Origin of the sequence: Flavobacterium sangjuense, from assembly GCF_004797125.1 — a bacterium.
Taxonomy (GTDB): domain Bacteria; phylum Bacteroidota; class Bacteroidia; order Flavobacteriales; family Flavobacteriaceae; genus Flavobacterium; species Flavobacterium sangjuense.
Genome location: NZ_CP038810.1, coordinates 1,881,612 through 1,899,390, shown reverse-complemented (window position 1 = coordinate 1,899,390; position 17,779 = coordinate 1,881,612). Strand labels below are relative to the sequence as shown.

The 17,779-nt window shown below is 35.5% G+C and carries 22 protein-coding genes; 5 read left to right on the top strand and 17 right to left on the bottom strand.

The genetic code is table 11. The features are described 5' to 3' along the window. Positions 1-104: 104 nt before the first annotated feature. The 3 genes from GS03_RS08215 to GS03_RS08205 form a co-directional block, all read right to left on the bottom strand. The gene (locus GS03_RS08215; RefSeq protein ID WP_136152058.1) at positions 105-1,124 is read right to left on the bottom strand and encodes a fibrobacter succinogenes major paralogous domain-containing protein; all 1,020 of its coding nucleotides are present in this window, start codon (positions 1,122-1,124) and stop codon (positions 105-107) included. Positions 1,125-1,248: 124 nt separating this feature from the next. Beyond that, a complete protein-coding gene (locus GS03_RS08210; protein WP_136152057.1) occupies positions 1,249-2,085 on the bottom strand; it encodes a lysophospholipid acyltransferase family protein in 837 nt (278 codons plus the stop codon). Between the two features lie 44 nt (positions 2,086-2,129). After that, the gene (locus tag GS03_RS08205) at positions 2,130-2,768 is read right to left on the bottom strand and encodes an NUDIX hydrolase (RefSeq protein ID WP_136152056.1); all 639 of its coding nucleotides are present in this window, start codon (positions 2,766-2,768) and stop codon (positions 2,130-2,132) included. Positions 2,769-2,835: 67 nt separating this feature from the next. Here GS03_RS08205 and GS03_RS08200 point away from each other — a divergent pair, with 67 nt between their 5' ends. Further along, positions 2,836-3,279 carry a DUF4268 domain-containing protein gene (locus tag GS03_RS08200; RefSeq protein WP_136152055.1) on the top strand — a complete coding sequence of 148 codons (444 nt, stop codon included), beginning with the start codon at positions 2,836-2,838 and terminating at the stop codon, positions 3,277-3,279. Here the strand turns inward: GS03_RS08200 and GS03_RS08195 are convergent. Continuing rightward, entirely contained in the window at positions 3,276-3,572 is a 297-nt protein-coding gene (locus GS03_RS08195) for a DUF721 domain-containing protein (RefSeq protein ID WP_136152054.1), read from the bottom strand. The two genes, GS03_RS08200 and GS03_RS08195, sit on opposite strands and share 4 nt — an antisense overlap. Beyond that, positions 3,572-3,988 carry a hypothetical protein gene (locus GS03_RS08190; protein WP_136152053.1) on the bottom strand — a complete coding sequence of 139 codons (417 nt, stop codon included), beginning with the start codon at positions 3,986-3,988 and terminating at the stop codon, positions 3,572-3,574. The genes GS03_RS08195 and GS03_RS08190 overlap by 1 nt, the downstream gene beginning before the upstream one ends. Before the next feature lie 160 nt (positions 3,989-4,148). Here GS03_RS08190 and GS03_RS08185 point away from each other — a divergent pair, with 160 nt between their 5' ends. Next, on the top strand, positions 4,149-5,222 hold the full coding sequence (locus GS03_RS08185; protein WP_136152052.1) for a serine hydrolase domain-containing protein: 1,074 nt from the start codon (positions 4,149-4,151) through the stop codon (positions 5,220-5,222). 186 nt (positions 5,223-5,408) lie between these two features. On the opposite strand, the gene ftsY is transcribed toward GS03_RS08185, so the two are convergent. The 9 genes from ftsY to GS03_RS08140 form a co-directional block, all read right to left on the bottom strand. Beyond that, the gene (ftsY, locus tag GS03_RS08180) at positions 5,409-6,362 is read right to left on the bottom strand and encodes a signal recognition particle-docking protein FtsY (protein WP_136152051.1); all 954 of its coding nucleotides are present in this window, start codon (positions 6,360-6,362) and stop codon (positions 5,409-5,411) included. A gap of 86 nt (positions 6,363-6,448) precedes the next feature. Beyond that, a complete protein-coding gene (locus GS03_RS08175; protein ID WP_136152050.1) occupies positions 6,449-6,601 on the bottom strand; it encodes a DUF4295 domain-containing protein in 153 nt (50 codons plus the stop codon). A gap of 28 nt (positions 6,602-6,629) precedes the next feature. Continuing rightward, complete coding sequence (rpmG, locus tag GS03_RS08170) at positions 6,630-6,812, bottom strand: 50S ribosomal protein L33 (RefSeq protein ID WP_035126304.1); 183 nt, start codon at positions 6,810-6,812, stop codon at positions 6,630-6,632. A gap of 26 nt (positions 6,813-6,838) precedes the next feature. Next, positions 6,839-7,075: a 50S ribosomal protein L28 gene (gene rpmB / locus GS03_RS08165; RefSeq protein ID WP_121313180.1), complete on the bottom strand. Its 237-nt coding sequence runs from the start codon at positions 7,073-7,075 to the stop codon at positions 6,839-6,841. 159 nt (positions 7,076-7,234) lie between these two features. Then, positions 7,235-8,491, bottom strand: a complete 1,257-nt coding sequence (locus tag GS03_RS08160; RefSeq protein ID WP_136152049.1) for a competence/damage-inducible protein A — start codon at positions 8,489-8,491, stop codon at positions 7,235-7,237. A 197-nt stretch (positions 8,492-8,688) separates the two neighbouring features. Next, complete coding sequence (locus tag GS03_RS08155) at positions 8,689-9,033, bottom strand: Hpt domain-containing protein (protein ID WP_136152048.1); 345 nt, start codon at positions 9,031-9,033, stop codon at positions 8,689-8,691. Continuing rightward, entirely contained in the window at positions 9,033-9,644 is a 612-nt protein-coding gene (locus GS03_RS08150) for a fumarylacetoacetate hydrolase family protein (RefSeq protein ID WP_136152047.1), read from the bottom strand. Before GS03_RS08150 ends, GS03_RS08155 begins: the two co-directional genes overlap by 1 nt. Positions 9,645-9,724: 80 nt before the next feature. After that, entirely contained in the window at positions 9,725-10,501 is a 777-nt protein-coding gene (locus GS03_RS08145) for a 3'-5' exonuclease (RefSeq protein ID WP_136152046.1), read from the bottom strand. A 124-nt stretch (positions 10,502-10,625) separates the two neighbouring features. Next, positions 10,626-10,961: a helix-turn-helix domain-containing protein gene (locus tag GS03_RS08140; protein ID WP_168710289.1), complete on the bottom strand. Its 336-nt coding sequence runs from the start codon at positions 10,959-10,961 to the stop codon at positions 10,626-10,628. A gap of 264 nt (positions 10,962-11,225) precedes the next feature. On the opposite strand from GS03_RS08140, the gene GS03_RS08135 reads away from it, so the two are divergent. Further along, positions 11,226-11,678 carry a hypothetical protein gene (locus GS03_RS08135; RefSeq protein WP_136152044.1) on the top strand — a complete coding sequence of 151 codons (453 nt, stop codon included), beginning with the start codon at positions 11,226-11,228 and terminating at the stop codon, positions 11,676-11,678. Between the two features lie 18 nt (positions 11,679-11,696). On the opposite strand, the gene GS03_RS08130 is transcribed toward GS03_RS08135, so the two are convergent. Together GS03_RS08130 and GS03_RS08125 are read right to left on the bottom strand one after the other, a co-directional pair. Then, on the bottom strand, positions 11,697-12,989 hold the full coding sequence (locus GS03_RS08130) for a dihydrolipoamide acetyltransferase family protein (RefSeq protein WP_136152043.1): 1,293 nt from the start codon (positions 12,987-12,989) through the stop codon (positions 11,697-11,699). 74 nt (positions 12,990-13,063) lie between these two features. After that, positions 13,064-14,224, bottom strand: coding sequence for a glycosyltransferase family 2 protein (locus GS03_RS08125; RefSeq protein WP_136152042.1), 1,161 nt, complete (start codon positions 14,222-14,224; stop codon positions 13,064-13,066). Between the two features lie 39 nt (positions 14,225-14,263). Here GS03_RS08125 and GS03_RS08120 point away from each other — a divergent pair, with 39 nt between their 5' ends. Both GS03_RS08120 and GS03_RS08115 read left to right on the top strand, forming a co-directional pair. Continuing rightward, the gene (locus GS03_RS08120) at positions 14,264-16,126 is read left to right on the top strand and encodes an ABC-F family ATP-binding cassette domain-containing protein (RefSeq protein WP_136152041.1); all 1,863 of its coding nucleotides are present in this window, start codon (positions 14,264-14,266) and stop codon (positions 16,124-16,126) included. Between the two features lie 79 nt (positions 16,127-16,205). Continuing rightward, positions 16,206-16,985: an O-methyltransferase gene (locus tag GS03_RS08115; protein WP_136152040.1), complete on the top strand. Its 780-nt coding sequence runs from the start codon at positions 16,206-16,208 to the stop codon at positions 16,983-16,985. Positions 16,986-17,043: 58 nt separating this feature from the next. Here the strand turns inward: GS03_RS08115 and GS03_RS08110 are convergent, their stop codons facing one another. Beyond that, positions 17,044-17,712 carry a hypothetical protein gene (locus GS03_RS08110; protein ID WP_136152039.1) on the bottom strand — a complete coding sequence of 223 codons (669 nt, stop codon included), beginning with the start codon at positions 17,710-17,712 and terminating at the stop codon, positions 17,044-17,046. Positions 17,713-17,779 lie beyond the last annotated feature (67 nt).

Genomic DNA, 17,779 nt, shown 5'->3' with positions numbered 1-17,779 from the left:
ACTGTAAAAGAGGTTTCGGTTAGTAAAGAAAAAGATTTATAAAAAAGAATCCCGTCTGGTTCCAAAAAACAAGACGGGATTTTTTATTGCTTTTTCTAAGTCAGTTAATTTCTAACACAACGAACAGAAAGCGCTGTTTTCTTTAGAATAGAACCTCTGGTCACCGAATTGTTCAGATTCACATTTAAACTATAAGCTGTAGTCGGATTTGATGCAGTAGCGCTCCACCAAAAAGCAACATCGCCCATACTATTGAAAGGTTGATCTTCTGGGTCATAGTTGTGTGTTAAATAACCATATCCTCCCGGAAGTGCACTAAACCCAGCTTGATTTGTTGCCAAAACAGCTGAAGTTGACCATGTTTCTCCCAAGTCTCTCATTTTGATTCCGGCTTTAGTTGTGCCTCCTAAGAAATTAGTTAATGATGTCCATTCGGCATCGCTTGGTATATGCCATCCCGTTGGCGCTAATCCTCTTGGATCATTAATAGCATACCAATTGTATAGCTTACCATAAGTAGTTCCGTTTTCAGTAACATTTTCATAATAACACCATGCTCCGGTTGTTAAAGCATCCCATTCTGCCATATCAGTAACTTCAGGAATAACATCTCCATTTCTATATTTGCTAACGTTTAGATTTCCTTTCATCCATTGTTTTCCATTGATAACAATACTTTCATAATTATTTCCATCAGCATCGACAACTGCACTTCCATTAATATATAGTCTGTTTAAAGTAGAAAAATTAAGTTGAGCTCCATAAACCGTTCCTTCAGACGTTGTTCCGTAAGCTCTAACATAATAATTTCTAAGTGGTGCAAGCGACGTTAAGTTACATGAAAAACCTCCTGTCAACGGATTAATTCCTTCCCCAACAGCAAAAGAACCTTCAATAGTAGGATTTGGTGAAAAACCATAACATATACCATATTCAGTGGTTGCAGCAACAAATGATGGACTAATAGCTCCAAAAACATTAGCCGATTCGTGACCAATGCTCGCAACCGATTTTGTTTGTACACTAAAAACAGGATCAATAATTACTTCACCACCAGTTTCACTATCGGCAGCACAGCCAACTAATAGGACTGAAACCAAACAAAAAATTAGGATTTTTTTCATGTTATTTAAATTTAATCGAAAGCAAATATAATGAAAACATACTGTAACCAAATAGGTGCAACTGCAAAAATTTAAAATCGGTAAAAAGCGTAAAAATTCCGCTTTTAAGGCGGGATTCACTTCGTTAGCTCGTTATGTCTGTCTCTTTTTTTTCTACATGCCATTCTCTAAGTTTGTTTAAACGTTCCTGCTCTTCAATTTCTTCGGCTGGAATTACCTTTAAAAACGAAGGATGCTGCTCGATGGCATATTCTATTTTTTCTACGATTTGCTCAATGGTTTCATTTTCATAATCAATAACCAAAGGTTCTTTGATAATGAATGATTGCAGGATGTTTTTCTTTTTCATACGCAAACCCTTTTTGTCAAATGAACGACGGAAACCGTCAATTACGATTGGCACCACTACAGGTTTATATTGTTTGATAATGTGTGCTGTTCCTTTTCGAACCGGTTTAAAGGATTTGGTTGTGCCTTGCGGAAACGTAATTACCCAACCGTCTTCGAGTGCAATTCTGATGTTCTCCGTATCGTTTGGATTTACTTCGCGTTTTTCGGTTACGTCTTTTCCTCCTGCACGCCATGTTCTTTCTACCGAAATCGAACCAACATAAGATAAAATACGAGGCAATAAACCAGATTTCATCGTTTCACTGGCAGCAACGTAATAGATATTCATCTTGGGCTGCCACAAATAGCCAACGTTTTTAATACTGTCCTGTCTTCCTGAAAGACTAGCATTAAAAACGTGAAACATCGCTACAACATCGGCAAAATAAGTCTGGTGATTGGAAATAAACAGTACATTTTTATCGGGTAAAGCAGCAATGATTTCGGAACCGTCAATTTGCAATTCGTTGAAACCTCTGTATCTTCTGTGCGTGATGACACCGAAAATTCGGATTAACCATTTTTTGATAAAGAGTATATGACCAAAAGGATTTCTTTTAAATAAACCCATAATTCAATTTTTATTAAGGAGGCAAATCTACAAAAAGTAAAACTTTATAAAACCAATTTTAATGTTTCTTTTAATTCACTCAACATCATGGCTGTTGCACCCCAAACAAAGTGCTGCTCAACCTGAAATCCGGGTACTTCAATGCTTCCTGCATAGGATGTTTTCATAGTGCTTGTAACAACAATTTTATCATCTAAAAAATCTTTTAGCGGTAATTCTACAATTCCGGCTACTTCATCTTCCTGTAATTCAAAGGATAACTCTTCATGGCTGTAACCAAAAAAAGGATAAACCATAAAATTACTCGGCGGAATATAGACTTCGGTAAAAGCCCGTACGACATTTATATCTGTTGGATGCACACCAATCTCTTCATGAGTTTCGCGTAAGGCTGTCTGTTTTAAATCAAAATCTTCCACTTCAACTTTCCCACCAGGAAATGCAATTTGTGAAGAATGGACACCATTATAGGAAGTCCGAAGAATTAATGCCAAATGCGTTTGCTCTTCTTTGGGATAAAAAAGCATCATAACTGCTGCTTTTTTTGGTGTTATTCTGGTAAAATCGGTGTTTCGCAGCAATTCTTCACGGTTTGGAGGAACCATTTTTACATGCGCATGCGTTGCCGGAAGCTCGACATTTAGTACTTTTGGTGCATATTTTAAGAACTCGTCGAAACGCATCTTGATAAGTTTAGGAATATAAAGTTACCTTAAAAAAACAAAGCACTCAAACTTTTACGACACTAAAATGTATAGCAAAGAAGAAACATTACTCATAAAAAAGGAATTTTGGACCGCATTTGCTGCTGCTTATCCCAGAAAATGGCTACTCTATGACACCAAAATAAAGGATGTCACATTCAAGTTTTACATCGATAATAAAAAGGCGCAAGTGCTTCTGGATATTGAACCCAAAGACGAAGAAAAGCGTAAAATATACTTTGAAAAGATTGAATCATTAAAGACAATTTTACTTGAAGATTATCTTCCTGAAGCTATTTTGGAGCGTAATTTTTATCTAGAAAGCGGCAAAATTATCAGCCGGATTTGGGTAGAAAAATTAGGCGTGAGTTTGAATAATAAAAATAATTGGGAAGCCATTTTTGACTTTTTCAACGAGACAATGACACAGTTTGAGTATTTTTATTTTGAACACGAAGATTATATTAAAGATTTAGAAATCAATACTTAACGCAAGATCACATCTTTAATAACTTCTTTACCAAGTTCTTCGTTTATCATTTTGACAATCTTCTGTTTGCCATAACTCAATTCCTCGCGCAACACCGCAGAAGTCAACGAAACATAAAGTGTTGTTCCTTTTAAGACTACCTCTTTAGTATAACTGTTAACACCATTTCCCATTAGTGATTTCCAGGCGTCTTCCACGTCAATTTTATCCATGCCGACTTGGAGTCTATTTTGTTCAATAAACTGTTTTAAAACATCTCCAATAGAACCTTCGTTGCTTGTGCGTTTTGCCATTATTTAAATGAGAATGGTTTGAATTTTTTATAGGTGTATTCTATTTTTTCTTTGTTTTTCAAAACTAAAGTTGAGTCATCAATGGTTATAATTTCTTCTTTCCATTTGCCAAACTTTGTGTTGTATTCGATGAAAACAGCGTTATTCTTTTCTATTACTTTGATATTTTCCCTGATGCCATTGGTTTGGAATTTTCCATCAAACTGAGGCATGACTTTTTGGCGAAAGCCATGCTTATCTTTTAACTCAAAATAATCGATAGTTTCATTGACTTTATAATCCTTCGTTTTACCTGTTGAGAATTTAACCTGCTTGATTTCCCAATAGCCATTGAGTTTTGTGACGTCTTCTTTTTTTACATTGGAATGACACGAAATTAGCAGCAAAACAAAAAGCAATAGACCTATTTTTTTCATTGGTTAAAATCGAATTGATGAATGACAAATTTAATTTTAAAATTTACAAAGTCATAGGAAATAGATATTAAATATTAGAGATTTGATAAAATCTCAATTGACCACAATTGAACATTAAACTATTTTATATCTTTAAAGTCCAAAGACAAATTTATTCAAAATGAGAAAAATATTTCTACTTCCATTTCTTTTACTTTTCCTTTCAAGCTGTAGTTCCGATTCGTCTTCAAATCCGGTTATTGAGGAGCAAATGTATTTTCCACCTAATGATGGAACTACAACCTGGACAACAAAATCGATAGCAGATTTAAATTGGAATCAAAGTGCCGTACAGCCTTTATTAGATTATTTGGAATTGAAACACACAAAATCTTTTATCATTTTGGTTAACGGAAGAATTGTGATGGAAAATTATTTCAATGGACATACTGCTACAAGTCCTTGGTATTGGGCAAGTGCCGGAAAAACATTAACTTCAATAGTAACGGGAATTGCAGAACAAGAAGGTTTGTTGGACATAAATGATAAAGTTTCAGACTATTTAGGAACAGGATGGACTAGCGCTCCTTTAGCCAAAGAAAACCTGATTACCTGCAAGAATTTATTATCGATGAACTCAGGTTTGAATGATGCTCTGGGAGATGATGTATCGCCTGCGAATCTTCAATATGTTGCTGATGCAGGAAATCGTTGGGCTTATCATAATGTATATGTAAAGTTACAAGATGTTGTTGCGAATGCTTCAGGGCAAACCTGGACAAATTATTTCAATACCAAACTAAGAGATAAACTTGGAATGACTGGTGGTGCATGGGTTAACAGTGGCGATGGATTAAGCGTATATTGGAGTACTACAAGAAACATGGCACGTTTTGGGTTGATGATTTTAAATAAAGGAAAGTGGAATGGAGCACAAATTGTCAACGAAAACTATTTTAATCAGGCGACAACTACTTCACAGAATATCAATCTTGCATATGGTTATTTATGGTGGCTGAATGGAAAAGCGAGTTATCATATGCCACAAGTACAACTGGAATTTCCAGGAAGCATTATTCCAACAGCACCAAACGATATGTTTATGGCATTGGGTAAAAATGACCAGAAAATCTATGTTATTCCGAGTAAAAAAATGGTAGTCATCAGAATGGGCGATGCTGCTGATGCAGAGAACCTGGCGTTATCAGATTTTGATGAATTGCTTTGGACAAAAATTAGTGCATTGTATCAGTAAAAATTACTTTCTGTATCTGATTATGGCGTAAACAAATAATACAAAAGCAAATAGTCGCAACCCAAGGAAAATGCTTGGTAATGGTTTTTCTATAAAATAGCTAAGCACTGCTATTCCGATACTGATTGCTATTAATTTTAATGAGGATGATTCCTTAAAAAAAGATAAAACTTTATTCATAATTTTTTATTTAAAAAACGAATCTACAAATTCAAATTTATTAAAAACCTGCAAATCTTCAATGCCTTCTCCTACTCCAATATATTTTACCGGAATTTGAAACTGGTCTGAAATCCCAATAACAACGCCGCCTTTAGCTGTTCCATCCAATTTAGTAACTGCAAGACATGAAACTTCTGTCGCTGCTGTAAATTGAGTCGCTTGTTCAAAAGCGTTTTGTCCGGTTGAGCCATCCAAAACTAATAAGACATCATGTGGTGCATCTTCGACCACTTTTTGCATTACACGTTTTACTTTTGTCAACTCGTTCATCAAATTCACTTTATTGTGTAAGCGACCGGCAGTATCTATAATAACCACATCAGCATTTTGGGTAACCGCGCTTTGTAACGTATCAAAAGCAACCGAAGCAGGATCACTTCCCATTTGTTGTTTTACGATTGGCACACCTACTCTATCAGCCCAAATCTGTAATTGGTCAATCGCCGCAGCACGAAACGTATCGGCAGCGCCAAGTACCACTTTATAACCTGCTTTTTTGAATTGGTGCGCCAACTTTCCAATGGTAGTCGTTTTTCCAACTCCATTAACGCCAACAACCATAATCACGTATGGTTTTTTATTGGCAGGAACTGTAAACTCCGTTTCTTCACCCGATTTGGTTTCCGATAAAAGTCCGGCAATTTCTTCGCGTAGAATTAAATTCAATTCGTCTGTTCCCATGTACTTATCATTGGAAACACGTTCTTCAATTCGCTTTATGATTTTTAGTGTTGTATTCACACCAACATCCGAAGTAACTAATACTTCTTCAAGATTGTCGAGAACTTCATCATCAACTTTTGATTTTCCGGCAACGGCTTTGGTTAGTTTGGAAAAAAAAGTGGTTTTAGTTTGTTCCAGACCTTTGTCTAGGGTTTCTTTCTTTTCGGAGGAAAATATTCTTTTAAAAAAACTCATTATATCAGGAAAAAATTTTGCGTAAATATAAAAATAAAAAAGCTACTTCCGAGTGAAAGTAGCTTTGATATAAAATTTTATTGGAATTATTTCTTTGCTAAGAAACTATCCACTTCTTCTGGTGTCATGATGCTTTCAACAAAAGTATAAGCTCCTGTTTTTGGAGATTTTACCATTTTGATAGCTTTTGATAATCTTTTAGAAGCTGTCTGTAATGTTGCAACGGTTTTCTTTGCCATGATTGTATATCTTTAATCCTTAACGGAATTATTTAATTTCTTTATGAACAGTCATTCTCTTCAAGATTGGATTAAATTTTTTAATCTCTAATCTATCCGGAGTATTTTTTTTGTTTTTGTTTGTAATGTAACGAGAAGTTCCAGGAAGACCTGTTCCTTTGTGCTCAGTACACTCTAAAATAACTTGTATTCTATTACCTTTCTTTGCCATCTTACTTTATTTTTATTGGATAGAGATTATTTAATAAATCCTTCAACTTTTGCTTTTTTCAAAACAGCAGCCAATCCATTTTTATTGATTGTTTTAATTGTAGACGCAGCTACTCTTAGAGTAATCCATCTGTCTTCTTCAGCAAGATAGAAACGTTTTTTAACTAAGTTAACAGAAAATTTTCTCTTAGTTTTGTTCATAGCGTGAGAAACGTTATTTCCTACCATCGCTCTTTTACCTGTAAGGTCACAAACTCTTGACATTATGCTTATCTTTTATCGTTATTCAAAATCAGGGTGCAAACTTAAGAAAAATAAATCATTGTAGCAAAATTATTATTGCAGATTTTTTGCTTTTTTTTTATTTGCTTTTTTTCAGTAGAAAAGAATCCTTTTTTTGAACAAATTTATTAACAACCGACTTTAGTTAAAAGCATTTTTTAAAATTGCCGCCTGCATTATTTCCAATGCTTTATTTGCCGTTCTATCTATCACCTTTTCACGTGGTTGCCCAAAATTGAATTCTTCCACAAAAACAGTCGCAGGCGTTGCTATTGCAATAAAAACAGTTCCGACTTCAGCATCAGCATCACCTTTTGTTGGCCCGGCGTTTCCTGTAGTGGCAATTGCATAATCTGTTTTCATTAGCTTTTTGATTCCCTCTGCCATTTCTGAAGCTACTGCTGCGCTTACGACTGTAAACTTTTCAATGGTCTTAGCATTGACACCCAGTACTGAAATTTTGGTATCCGTTGCATAACTTACCACGCTTCCGCGAAAATAATGCGAAGCTCCTGAAACTGCTGTCAGCATTTGGGCAATTTTCCCGCCTGTACAACTTTCGGCTGTGGCTATTGTTTTGCCTTGTTGACGAAGCAATCTTCCAATAATAACTTCTATGGTTTCGTCTTCATCAAAACCGACGATGATGTCTCCGATGATTTTGGCTAATGATTGTACATTTTCCTGAATAGCTTTTTCTAAAACTTCTTTATTTTCTCCGCGAGCGGTTAAACGCAAACGCACTCTTCCCGGATTTGGTAAATAGGCCAGCTTTATAAATTCTGGTAAATTGTTTTCCCAATCTTCAATTCGTTCTGCCACTAAGCTTTCGCCCTGACCGTAAGTCAGTATGGTTTTGTGAATAATATATGGTCGTTTGTATTCTTTAACAATCTTTGGAATAATCTCGTTTTCGACTATATATTTCATTTCATACGGAACGCCGGGCAATGAAATATAAACGGTATTTTCCTTTTTCATCCACATTCCCGGCGCTGTTCCCATTTTGTTGAAAAGCACTTCACATTTAGACGGAACCAAAGCTTGATCTTTATTTAATTGTGTGATTGGACGTTTGTAAAATCCTTCAATCATCTCGGTAACGTGAGCCAAAACAGCCTGATTTACAACTAAAGTATCATCAAAATATTCACAAAAAGTATGTTTGGTAATATCATCTTTTGTTGGTCCGAGACCGCCAGTTATGATAACCAAATCGACTTTGTTTTGTAGTGACGAAAATGTGTTTAGAATGTGTTGCTTATCGTCGGAAATGGAAAGCATTTCGGTAGTTTGCACACCAATTTTATCTAACGCTTTGGCAATATAACCCGAATTGGTATCAACAATTTGCCCGATTAGAATTTCGTCACCGATTGTAACTATGGTTGCCTTCATCTATTAAGTTTCAAAGTTGCAGAGTAGCAAAGTTGCAGAGTTTAAAAAAAATCAAAAGGTTAGCTTTTTAGCCCCGATTGCAGTGGAAATCCTTTTTTGAATAGCCACGGGTTTAAACCCGTGGTAATTTAAAAAAGATTGAAACGAAAAGCGGGAATTACCATAACCGATAACTCCCGAACCAATCGCTTCAATTTTTACAATTCGAAATCTTTCTTGATTTCTTTTACCGCTTTTTCCACTTGACTTTGAATACTTGCGAAAGTATCATTGATTTCTTTGCGCTTTCCTTCTCTTTTTCCCCAAGCTTCAACTTCAAGAATTTCCTGGTGAGCAACCGTCATTCCTATTAAATCTAGTGACGGTTTTATTTTGTGAGCATAGCTATACGCCAGTTTATGGTCTTTTGTTTTGATACCTAAATCAATTTGCTTCAAGTCTTCAGGGACTTCTGTAACAAATAGTGTAATAATTTGCATTACGAATTCAGGGTCATTGTCTGAAAGAGCGTAAACTTTTGAAAGGTTGTAGTTTATTGCCATTATTTAATATGTAATCTTAGTACTTTTTTGTTTTCTATAAATCCTTCGAGGATATCGTTTGGTGTCACTTTAGCAACGCCTTCGGGTGTGCCAGTGAAAATGATGTCGCCTTTTTTGAGTGTAAAATATTGTGAAATGTGTGAAATTATTTCGTCAATTTTCCAAAGCATATGACTAGTATTACCTTTTTGAACGGTTTTTCCGTTGTTTTGCAACTCAAAAGTAATATTTTCTGTTGAATTAAATTGATTTATCGGATGAAAGTCACCAATCATCGCTGAACCGTCAAAAGCTTTTGCTTTTTCCCATGGCAAACCCTTCTCTTTCAACTTGTTCTGAAGATCTCTTGCCGTAAAATCGATTCCCAAACCTATTTCTTCATAATATTTATGGGCAAATTTAGTGTCGATATATTTACCCACTTTTGATATTTTTACCAAAATTTCCACTTCGTGATGCACATCATTACTGAATTCGGGAATGGTGAAAGGTGTTTTCTTTGGAAGAATTGCGGTATCAGGTTTCATGAAAATCACGGGTTCATCCGGACGCTCGTTATTGAGCTCGGCAATGTGATTGACATAATTTCTTCCGATACAGATTATTTTCATGATAAGAGAATAGAAGCAAGAAACAAGAAGCAAGACATTCTTCTTAAATTGTCTTTACTCTTTCTTCTTTGCTCTTTGTTCTAATTAAATTTATTATTCAATTTTCTTAATTTGATTCCGGTTAAAACTTTCTTCGTATACAATGGGAATTCCGCGTTTTGTATCCAACCAAAATAACCCGGTTCTTTATCCAAAACCTCATCAACCAATGCGCCTTTGTGTTTTCCGAAAGTAAAAATCTCCTGCCCTTCATTATTCAACGCTATGAAACCTGCAAAATCAACCGATTTTTTTCGGGTCGTAAATTCAGAAAGCGTTTTCATATCGTTGTCTAAATCTTCATATCTGTCCAATTGTGCTTTCAAAATTTCATAGGTTGCCATCGTGTCGGCTTCAGCACTATGTGCGTTTTCCAAACTTTGATTGCAATAAAATTTATAAGCAGCACTTAATGTTCGTTCCTCTTTTTTGTGGAAAATAGTCTGCACATCAACTGAAACCCTGTTTTTCATATCAAAGTCGACTTCAGCACGTAATAATTCTTCGGCCAAAAGCGGAATATCAAATCGGTCTGAATTAAATCCGGCCAAATCTGAATCTTTAATCATTGCATGTATTTGGGAAGCCAGTTCTTTGAATGTTGGTTCGTTGGCTACTTTCTCGTTGGTAATTCCGTGAACGGCGGTCGCAAATGGTGGAATTGGAATTGTTGGATTCACCAGCCATGTTTTGCTTTCTTTGTTTCCGTTGGGAAATACTTTAAAAATGGATATTTCCACTATTCTGTCTTTGGCCACTTCAATACCTGTGGTTTCCAAATCAAAAAAACAAATAGGACGCGTGAGTTTTAATTCCATTTTAAAAAGTTAGTTGACAAATATAAAATATTGCGGTTACCGTTGGTCGATTATTTTATTTTTTTACATAAAAAAATCCTGATTTTTTAAAGCAGGATTGAATTGCAATACTATACTTATAAAACTACTTTGTGTCACCAAATCGGTTGATGATAAAATCCATTTTCTTGTTTAAATCGTCAAACAAATGATTGGGTGCTTTGATGGTGATTTCGAAGTTGTTACCAAAAGTTTCCATATTTGGATTTGCCTGCAGGTTTGCATTTTGGATATCTTCCAATAAAAAATCGGTAGAAACTTCAAGTGCGATTGCCAATTTTCGGATAAACTCGTGCTTGATGCTTTTCCCTTGTTCCCAGTTTCCGATGGTGACTTGACTAACACCTACAAGGTGAGCCAATTCTTCCTGAGACAATCTTTTTTTCTCTCTGAAGAGGCGAATTTTGGTTCCGGTTGTCATTAGTAAATAAAAGTTGGTTAGAGGCATTCGTGTCAACAGAAACACTTATACTAATAACGTGATTTTTAATACTTTATTGTGTGATAAATAGTGTTATTTTTTTATTCAACAGTTTTCTTTTGAAGTTTAAAAGAATCATTATGGATTTTAAAAGTTCTCCTTTAGGATATCTTATAAATGGGTTGCAACTTTACTTCATAATCTTAAAAACAAAATATACTTCTATGGACAGCTAGCTTTACTTAATCTCAAAACTTTTATATCATGAAACCAATCTCAAAAAGTAAAGCTGAAACAAAATGCAAATCTGCATTACTGATAATGTTGTTATGCCCGATGTTAGCCTTTTCTCAATCTGACCTGTCGTATGTAGTTAAAGGAGGCGAAATACTGTTCAGTGGATTAATCGCCATTTTCACACCCTCTAAAGCTAAAAATGCAAACCTGACGGTTATTGAAAATGTTTGTGTTAAAAACAAACTAAACAACAAAATTACTTTCATTATTACCCGTAAAACCGAAGAAGGTGACGAAATCAAAAAAGAACTGGTTATCCAAAAAGGAGGCAAAGAGTATTTTTATGAATTGCCTAAAGGTGTTTATACATACGAAGTAGTTATGGCAGACACCATCGTTTTTAAAAAGGGTGAATACAGGTTCTCGGATAAGTCTACATTTATTGTTGATGGAGATATAGTAAAAAACCCTGACGAGTAGTCAGGGTTTTTATTTATTTTAATATTCTCTATTCGCATCAAATGCTTCCAGATATTCGGCTACTCGTTTTACAAAGCTTCCGCCTAATGCGCCATCTACAACTCTATGATCGTAAGAGTGTGATAAGAACATTTTCTGACGGATTCCGATAAAATCACCTTCCGGAGTTTCGATAACTGCAGGTACTTTTCTAATCGCACCAAGCGCTAAGATTCCAACTTGTGGCTGGTTGATAATTGGTGTTCCGAATACAGAACCAAAAGTTCCGACATTCGTTACCGTATACGTTCCGCCTTGTGTGTCGTCCGGTTTTAGTTTTCCAGCTTTGGCGCGGTTTCCTAAATCGTTTACCGCTTTTGCCATTCCGACTAAATTTAACTGGTCAGCATTTTTGATTACGGGAACAATCAGGTTTCCATTTGGCAATGCAGCAGCCATTCCAAGGTTAATATTTTTACGTTTGATGATAAACTCACCATCAACCGAAATGTTCATTCCAGGGAAATCTTTTAATGCTTTCGCAACAGCTTCCATAAAGATTGGTGTAAACGTTAGTTTTTCACCTTCACGTTTTTCGAAAGCATTTTTAACGCGGTCTCTCCATTTTACGATATTCGTAACATCAACTTCGATAAAAGATTGTACGTGCGCTGATGTTTGTACCGAAGCGACCATATAACCTGAAATCAGTTTACGCATACGATCCATTTCCACAATCTCGTCGCCACCATTTACAGAAACAGGAACAGCCTGAACTGATGGAGTTGCCGGCGCAGAAACTGGTTGAGCAGCAACTGCTGGCTGGCTTCCTCTGTTTTTAATATAATTTAGGATATCTTCTTTAGTTACTCTGCCATCTTTTCCGGAACCTGCAATTGATTCTAATTCTGCTACAGAAATTCCTTCAGCAGTGGCGATATTTTTAACTAAAGGAGAATAGAATTTATCTGATGATTTAAAATCGGCTGGTGCAACTGCTTCTTTAGCGGCTTCAACTGTTTTAGCAATTTCAACTACAGCAGCTGGCGCTTCTTCTACTTTTACTTCTGGTGCCGGAGCAGCGCTTCCGCCTTCCGTTTCAATAATAGCAATCGTTTGTCCAACTTTTACAACGTCATTTACCTGAAATAAAATTTCGGTTAAAGTTCCTGAAACTTCGCTTGGTACTTCGCTGTCAACTTTATCGGTAGCGATTTCCAAAACAGCTTCATCGGCATCGATTTTCTCACCTACGTTTTTTAACCAATTTGTAATGGTTGCTTCCGCAACGCTTTCACCCATTTTTGGTAATTTCAATTCAAACTTTGCCATATGTGTAAACTAAAGTTGTGTTTTTCAATTTCGTCTGCAAAATTAATAAAAGAAAAAGCGATTACCGTGTTTTTCTACAAATTAATTACTTCACCTCTATCGTTACTACTGTTGCTTCCAATGATAAAATTGCTTTGCATTGGTAACAGTTTAAGCGTAAACGACTTGTTTTTATTTGTTTCGAAAAAAGATATGGCGTCGGCAAAACTCAGATAATTTGTGTCCAAAATTACTTCCGCATTTTTCTTCTCCGAAATCGATTGCGAAAATACTATTTTTCCGTTTTCTAAAATCGTTCTTTCTACGTTTTTTTGAAGTTTGTTTTCTAATTTTTCTCTTATGTTTTCATTATCAGAAACTAACAGATAATTTTCCGGACTTGTTTTTGACTTGACTTTTCCCTGAAACATTTTAACAAATGAAAAGAATACGATTCCAATCTTCATGAATAGGGAAAAGAAAACCGACACTTTGAAATGTTTTTTATAAAAGAAATTCATCGCTTCCTGAAAACGATTCATATAAGTTCCGTCTTTTACAGTGCTTTCTCCTTTGTAATGAATTACAGTTGTTTCGTGGAAATAAAAATTCGATTTTCCTCTCTTCAATGCCGTATAACTCAAGTCAATGTCATCCGAATACATAAAGCAATCTTCATCAAAACCTCCAATTTCGTTATACAATTCGCGTTTCATGACCATAAAAGCACCAACCAGAATCTCGACTTTTCCGGTTTGGTTTTTATCTAAATGCTGGGCGTAATATTTATTAAACAACGATGATTTTGGAAAGAACTTATACAAACCAAAAATCTTAGTAAAAGCAACCCAAGGTGTTGGGATTCCACGTTTGCTTTCAGGTAGAAAGTTGCCGGTTCCGTCTATCAATTTACAACCTACAATTCCTAAATCAGTTTTGCTTTTGGCGAAAGCCAGCACTTTTTCAAACGTATCTTCAGCAACAACCGTATCCGGATTTAAAATACAAATGTATTCGCCTTTGGCTTCCTTAACCGCAATATTATTTCCTTTTGGAAAGCCTGAGTTTTCTTTGTTTTCAATCAGTCTGATGCTTGGAAAACGCTGTTTCATCATCGCGCAACTGTCATCAGAAGAATTATTATCGATGACAATGATTTCGGCATCCAGATTCTGAATGGCTTTTTCCGCACTCAAAACACACAACTCCAAAAAGTAGCGCACATTGTAATTAAGGATGATAACCGATAGTTGCATTTGACAAATATAATCTACTTTTGCAAAAAATTGTTACCCGTGAATTACCTTTCAGTAGAAAACATATCGAAATCCTTTGGCGAAAGAACTTTGTTTAAAGACATTTCTTTTGGCATCAACAAAGACCAAAAAATCGCTTTCATTGCCAAAAATGGTTCGGGAAAAACCTGTATCATGAAGATTATCAATGGCGAAGACGAGCCAGACACTGGCCAGGTTGTCGTTAGAAAAGGCATCAAAATGGCGTTTCTCTCCCAAACCAATCAGCTTCAGGAAGAACTTACGATTGAGGAAAGTATTTTTGCATCGGATAACGAAATTCTACACGTAATTGAACGCTATGAAAAAACGCTCGAAAATCCGGAAGACGAGGAAAAATACCAATTGGCTTTTGACGAAATGGATCGTTTTAATGCCTGGGATTTTGAAACACAGTTCAAGCAAATTTTATCCAAATTAAAACTGGACGATTTAAAACTGAAAGTGAAAAATCTTTCCGGTGGACAAAAAAAACGTTTGTCATTGGCAATAATTCTAATCAATCGTCCTGATTTGTTGATTTTGGATGAGCCAACGAATCACCTGGATTTAGAGATGATTGAGTGGCTGGAAAGTTATTTTGCTAAAGAAAATATTACGCTGTTTATGGTAACACACGACCGTTTCTTTTTGGAGCGCGTTTGTAACGAAATCATCGAATTAGACAACGGAAAATTATACCAGTACAAAGGCAATTACTCATATTATCTGCAAAAGAAAGAAGAGCGCATTGCGATGGAAAACTCAACGATTGACAAGGCTCAAAACCTTTTCGTAAAAGAATTGGCATGGATGCGTCGTCAGCCAAAAGCGAGAACGACCAAATCAAAATCGCGTCAGGATGATTTTTACCAAATAAAAGCCGTTGCCGAAAGTCGAAGAAAGGAAAACGTAGTCGAGCTTGAAATCAATATGGAACGTATGGGCAGCAAGATTATTGAGCTTCATAAATTGTATAAAAAATTCAAAGACCGTGTCATTCTGGACAATTTCACTTATGACTTTCAACGGGGCGAACGCATCGGAATCATTGGCAAAAACGGAACCGGAAAATCGACTTTCTTAAATATTCTAACCAAGACTATGATTCCCGATGCAGGGAAAGTTGTGATTGGCGATACGATAAAAGTTGGTTATTATACCCAAAGTGGCATCAATCCAAAACCGGGACAAAAAGTAATTGATATCATCAAAGAATATGGCGAATACATTCCGCTGACAAAAGGAAAAATCATTTCGGCTTCGCAGTTATTAGAGCGTTTCTTGTTCGATGCCAAAAAACAATATGACTTTGTAGAAAAACTAAGTGGTGGCGAATTGAAACGCTTGTATTTGTGTACGGTTTTGATTCAGAATCCGAACTTCCTGATTCTCGATGAGCCAACGAATGACTTGGATATTGTGACGTTGAATGTATTGGAAAGTTTCTTATTGGATTATCCTGGATGTTTATTGGTTGTTTCGCACGACCGTTATTTTATGGATAAGATTGTGGATCACTTATTCATCTTTAGAGGCGAAGGACAGATTGAAGATTTCCCCGGGAATTATTCCGATTTCAGAGCGTATGAAGATTCGGCTGAACCAAAGAATTTATCTAATGTTAGTACTGAAAAAGTCAATTGGAAGCAAAATAGTTCGACAGCTACAGGCTTGAATTTCAATGAACAAAAAGAGTTCAACAAAATTGAGCGCGAAATCAAGGATTTGGAATACGAGAAAAAGCAAATCGAAAACTTATTTTCAGAAGGCAAAGTCGCTGATGCTGACATTACGGCAAAAGCCAAAGAACTGGAAGTTATCATCAAAAAAATGGAAGAAAAAGAAGAACGCTGGTTTGAGCTTTCTTCAAAAATGGAGTAATTTTTATAAAATATAATTGGCTCGCAAAGTCGCTGAGCCGCAAAGTAAAATCTGCGCCTTTGCGCCTTCGCGAGAAAATATGATACAAATAATAAAATCATATCTAAACTTCCTCTGGAACTCCAAAAACGAACACGGGGTGCATTCGCCTTTTGTATTTTCATTGGTAACCAAATGCTTTTATGACAAGGAAAAATATGCTGAATATTCCATTCTCAAAAACTACAGAAAAGAGCTTTTAGAAAACTACGATACCATTGAGGTAATCGATTTTGGTGCCGGTTCAAAGGTTTTTAAAAGCAACACTCGAGCGATAAACCAAATTGCCGGGAATGCCGGAATTTCAAAAAAAAGAGCGGAATTACTTTTCAGGATTACCAATTATTTTCAGCCTGAAAGGATTTTGGAAATTGGAACTTCATTAGGTTTGGCGACTTCTGCCCTTTCGTTGGGAAATTCGAAAGCTAAAATTACAACATTAGAAGGATGCCCAAACACACTTATTCAATGTCAATATCAATTGCAAAAATTCAATATCAATAATGTTGAATGTGTAAATACGGAATTCAAAAACTATTTGCAAAACTCCCAACTTCAAGCTTCCAACTTCCAACTTATTTACTTTGACGGTAACCATTCCAAACAAGCAACCTTAGATTATTTCGAATTATTATTGCCAACCATAACCAACGAAAGTGTTTGGATTTTTGATGACATTCATTGGAGTAATGATATGACAGAAGCTTGGAAAATTATAAAAAAACATCCAAAAGTTACCGTTACTATTGATACTTTTCAATGGGGAATTGTTTTCTTTCGCCAAGAACAACCAAAGGAACATTTTGTGATTAGAGCATGAAAAATGGCAACCATCCCTGATTGCCATTCCCCGAATTAAACAAAACCAATTTAATCATTTATTCTTTTGCTTCTTCATTTTCTCTTGCTTTGGCTCCAATACGGTTCATTTTGAACATTGGTGCAAATCTGAATTTTATAGAGGCAATTTTATTATTGTCTTCTGAAGTTAAACCTTCTTTTTCAACGGTATTTTTTCTGCTGTCTAATGCTTCATAAATCAATTTCACTTCATCATAATCTTCTCTGGTGAAATCGCCTTTATTTTTTTCATATGAATCTAAAAAGTCCTGATAAACCTGTAAAATATTGTCTTTGTTTACCCACGAAAAATTCATGTCTTCGCCAACTTTACCTTCTCCAAAAAATCGGTCTCTCAACAATTGATTTGGGGTTCTAACAACCTGTTTTTCTGCTTCTAACTCTGCTTGATACTTAGCTTTTAATGCTTCATATTTTGCTTTGCTAACCGCTAATTTTTCTCTTAAGGCTTCATTATCTGATTCAGCTAATGATGCTTCTGCTTCAGAAATTCTAACTTGATAGCTTTGATCAATTGCTTCCCAATTTGATTTGGCATCATCAGCGGATACATTATCTAATGAGTCAACATATACTACATAATTATTAACTGTTTTTTCGGCTTGAGCTTGCTTTTCATCTTTACAAGATGCAAATCCTAAAACTACCATTGCCAAAACTCCGACTACATAAACACTTTTTTTCATAATACTATTATTTGTTATTATTAGTTATATGTAAAATTACTTTCTTTTCAATGCTGACTTGTTATAC

What these genes read in the sequence shown, in the direction of transcription:
- GS03_RS08215 (WP_136152058.1), bottom strand. Translation starts at nt 1,124, where the DNA reads ATGAAAAAAATCCTAATTTTTTGTTTGGTTTCAGTCCTATTAGTTGGC.
- GS03_RS08115 (WP_136152040.1), top strand. Translation starts at nt 16,206, where the DNA reads ATGATACAAATAATAAAATCATATCTAAACTTCCTCTGGAACTCCAAA.
- ftsY (WP_136152051.1), bottom strand. Translation starts at nt 6,362, where the DNA reads ATGAGTTTTTTTAAAAGAATATTTTCCTCCGAAAAGAAAGAAACCCTA.
- GS03_RS08110 (WP_136152039.1), bottom strand. Translation starts at nt 17,712, where the DNA reads ATGAAAAAAAGTGTTTATGTAGTCGGAGTTTTGGCAATGGTAGTTTTA.
- GS03_RS08140 (WP_168710289.1), bottom strand. Translation starts at nt 10,961, where the DNA reads ATGACAACCGGAACCAAAATTCGCCTCTTCAGAGAGAAAAAAAGATTG.
- GS03_RS08185 (WP_136152052.1), top strand. Translation starts at nt 4,149, where the DNA reads ATGAGAAAAATATTTCTACTTCCATTTCTTTTACTTTTCCTTTCAAGC.
- GS03_RS08155 (WP_136152048.1), bottom strand. Translation starts at nt 9,033, where the DNA reads ATGGCAATAAACTACAACCTTTCAAAAGTTTACGCTCTTTCAGACAAT.
- GS03_RS08190 (WP_136152053.1), bottom strand. Translation starts at nt 3,988, where the DNA reads ATGAAAAAAATAGGTCTATTGCTTTTTGTTTTGCTGCTAATTTCGTGT.
- GS03_RS08150 (WP_136152047.1), bottom strand. Translation starts at nt 9,644, where the DNA reads ATGAAAATAATCTGTATCGGAAGAAATTATGTCAATCACATTGCCGAG.
- rpmB (WP_121313180.1), bottom strand. Translation starts at nt 7,075, where the DNA reads ATGTCAAGAGTTTGTGACCTTACAGGTAAAAGAGCGATGGTAGGAAAT.
- GS03_RS08205 (WP_136152056.1), bottom strand. Translation starts at nt 2,768, where the DNA reads ATGCGTTTCGACGAGTTCTTAAAATATGCACCAAAAGTACTAAATGTC.
- GS03_RS08210 (WP_136152057.1), bottom strand. Translation starts at nt 2,085, where the DNA reads ATGGGTTTATTTAAAAGAAATCCTTTTGGTCATATACTCTTTATCAAA.
- GS03_RS08145 (WP_136152046.1), bottom strand. Translation starts at nt 10,501, where the DNA reads ATGGAATTAAAACTCACGCGTCCTATTTGTTTTTTTGATTTGGAAACC.
- GS03_RS08125 (WP_136152042.1), bottom strand. Translation starts at nt 14,224, where the DNA reads ATGCAACTATCGGTTATCATCCTTAATTACAATGTGCGCTACTTTTTG.
- GS03_RS08195 (WP_136152054.1), bottom strand. Translation starts at nt 3,572, where the DNA reads ATGGCAAAACGCACAAGCAACGAAGGTTCTATTGGAGATGTTTTAAAA.
- rpmG (WP_035126304.1), bottom strand. Translation starts at nt 6,812, where the DNA reads ATGGCAAAGAAAGGTAATAGAATACAAGTTATTTTAGAGTGTACTGAG.
- GS03_RS08135 (WP_136152044.1), top strand. Translation starts at nt 11,226, where the DNA reads ATGAAACCAATCTCAAAAAGTAAAGCTGAAACAAAATGCAAATCTGCA.
- GS03_RS08130 (WP_136152043.1), bottom strand. Translation starts at nt 12,989, where the DNA reads ATGGCAAAGTTTGAATTGAAATTACCAAAAATGGGTGAAAGCGTTGCG.
- GS03_RS08200 (WP_136152055.1), top strand. Translation starts at nt 2,836, where the DNA reads ATGTATAGCAAAGAAGAAACATTACTCATAAAAAAGGAATTTTGGACC.
- GS03_RS08160 (WP_136152049.1), bottom strand. Translation starts at nt 8,491, where the DNA reads ATGAAGGCAACCATAGTTACAATCGGTGACGAAATTCTAATCGGGCAA.
- GS03_RS08175 (WP_136152050.1), bottom strand. Translation starts at nt 6,601, where the DNA reads ATGGCAAAGAAAACCGTTGCAACATTACAGACAGCTTCTAAAAGATTA.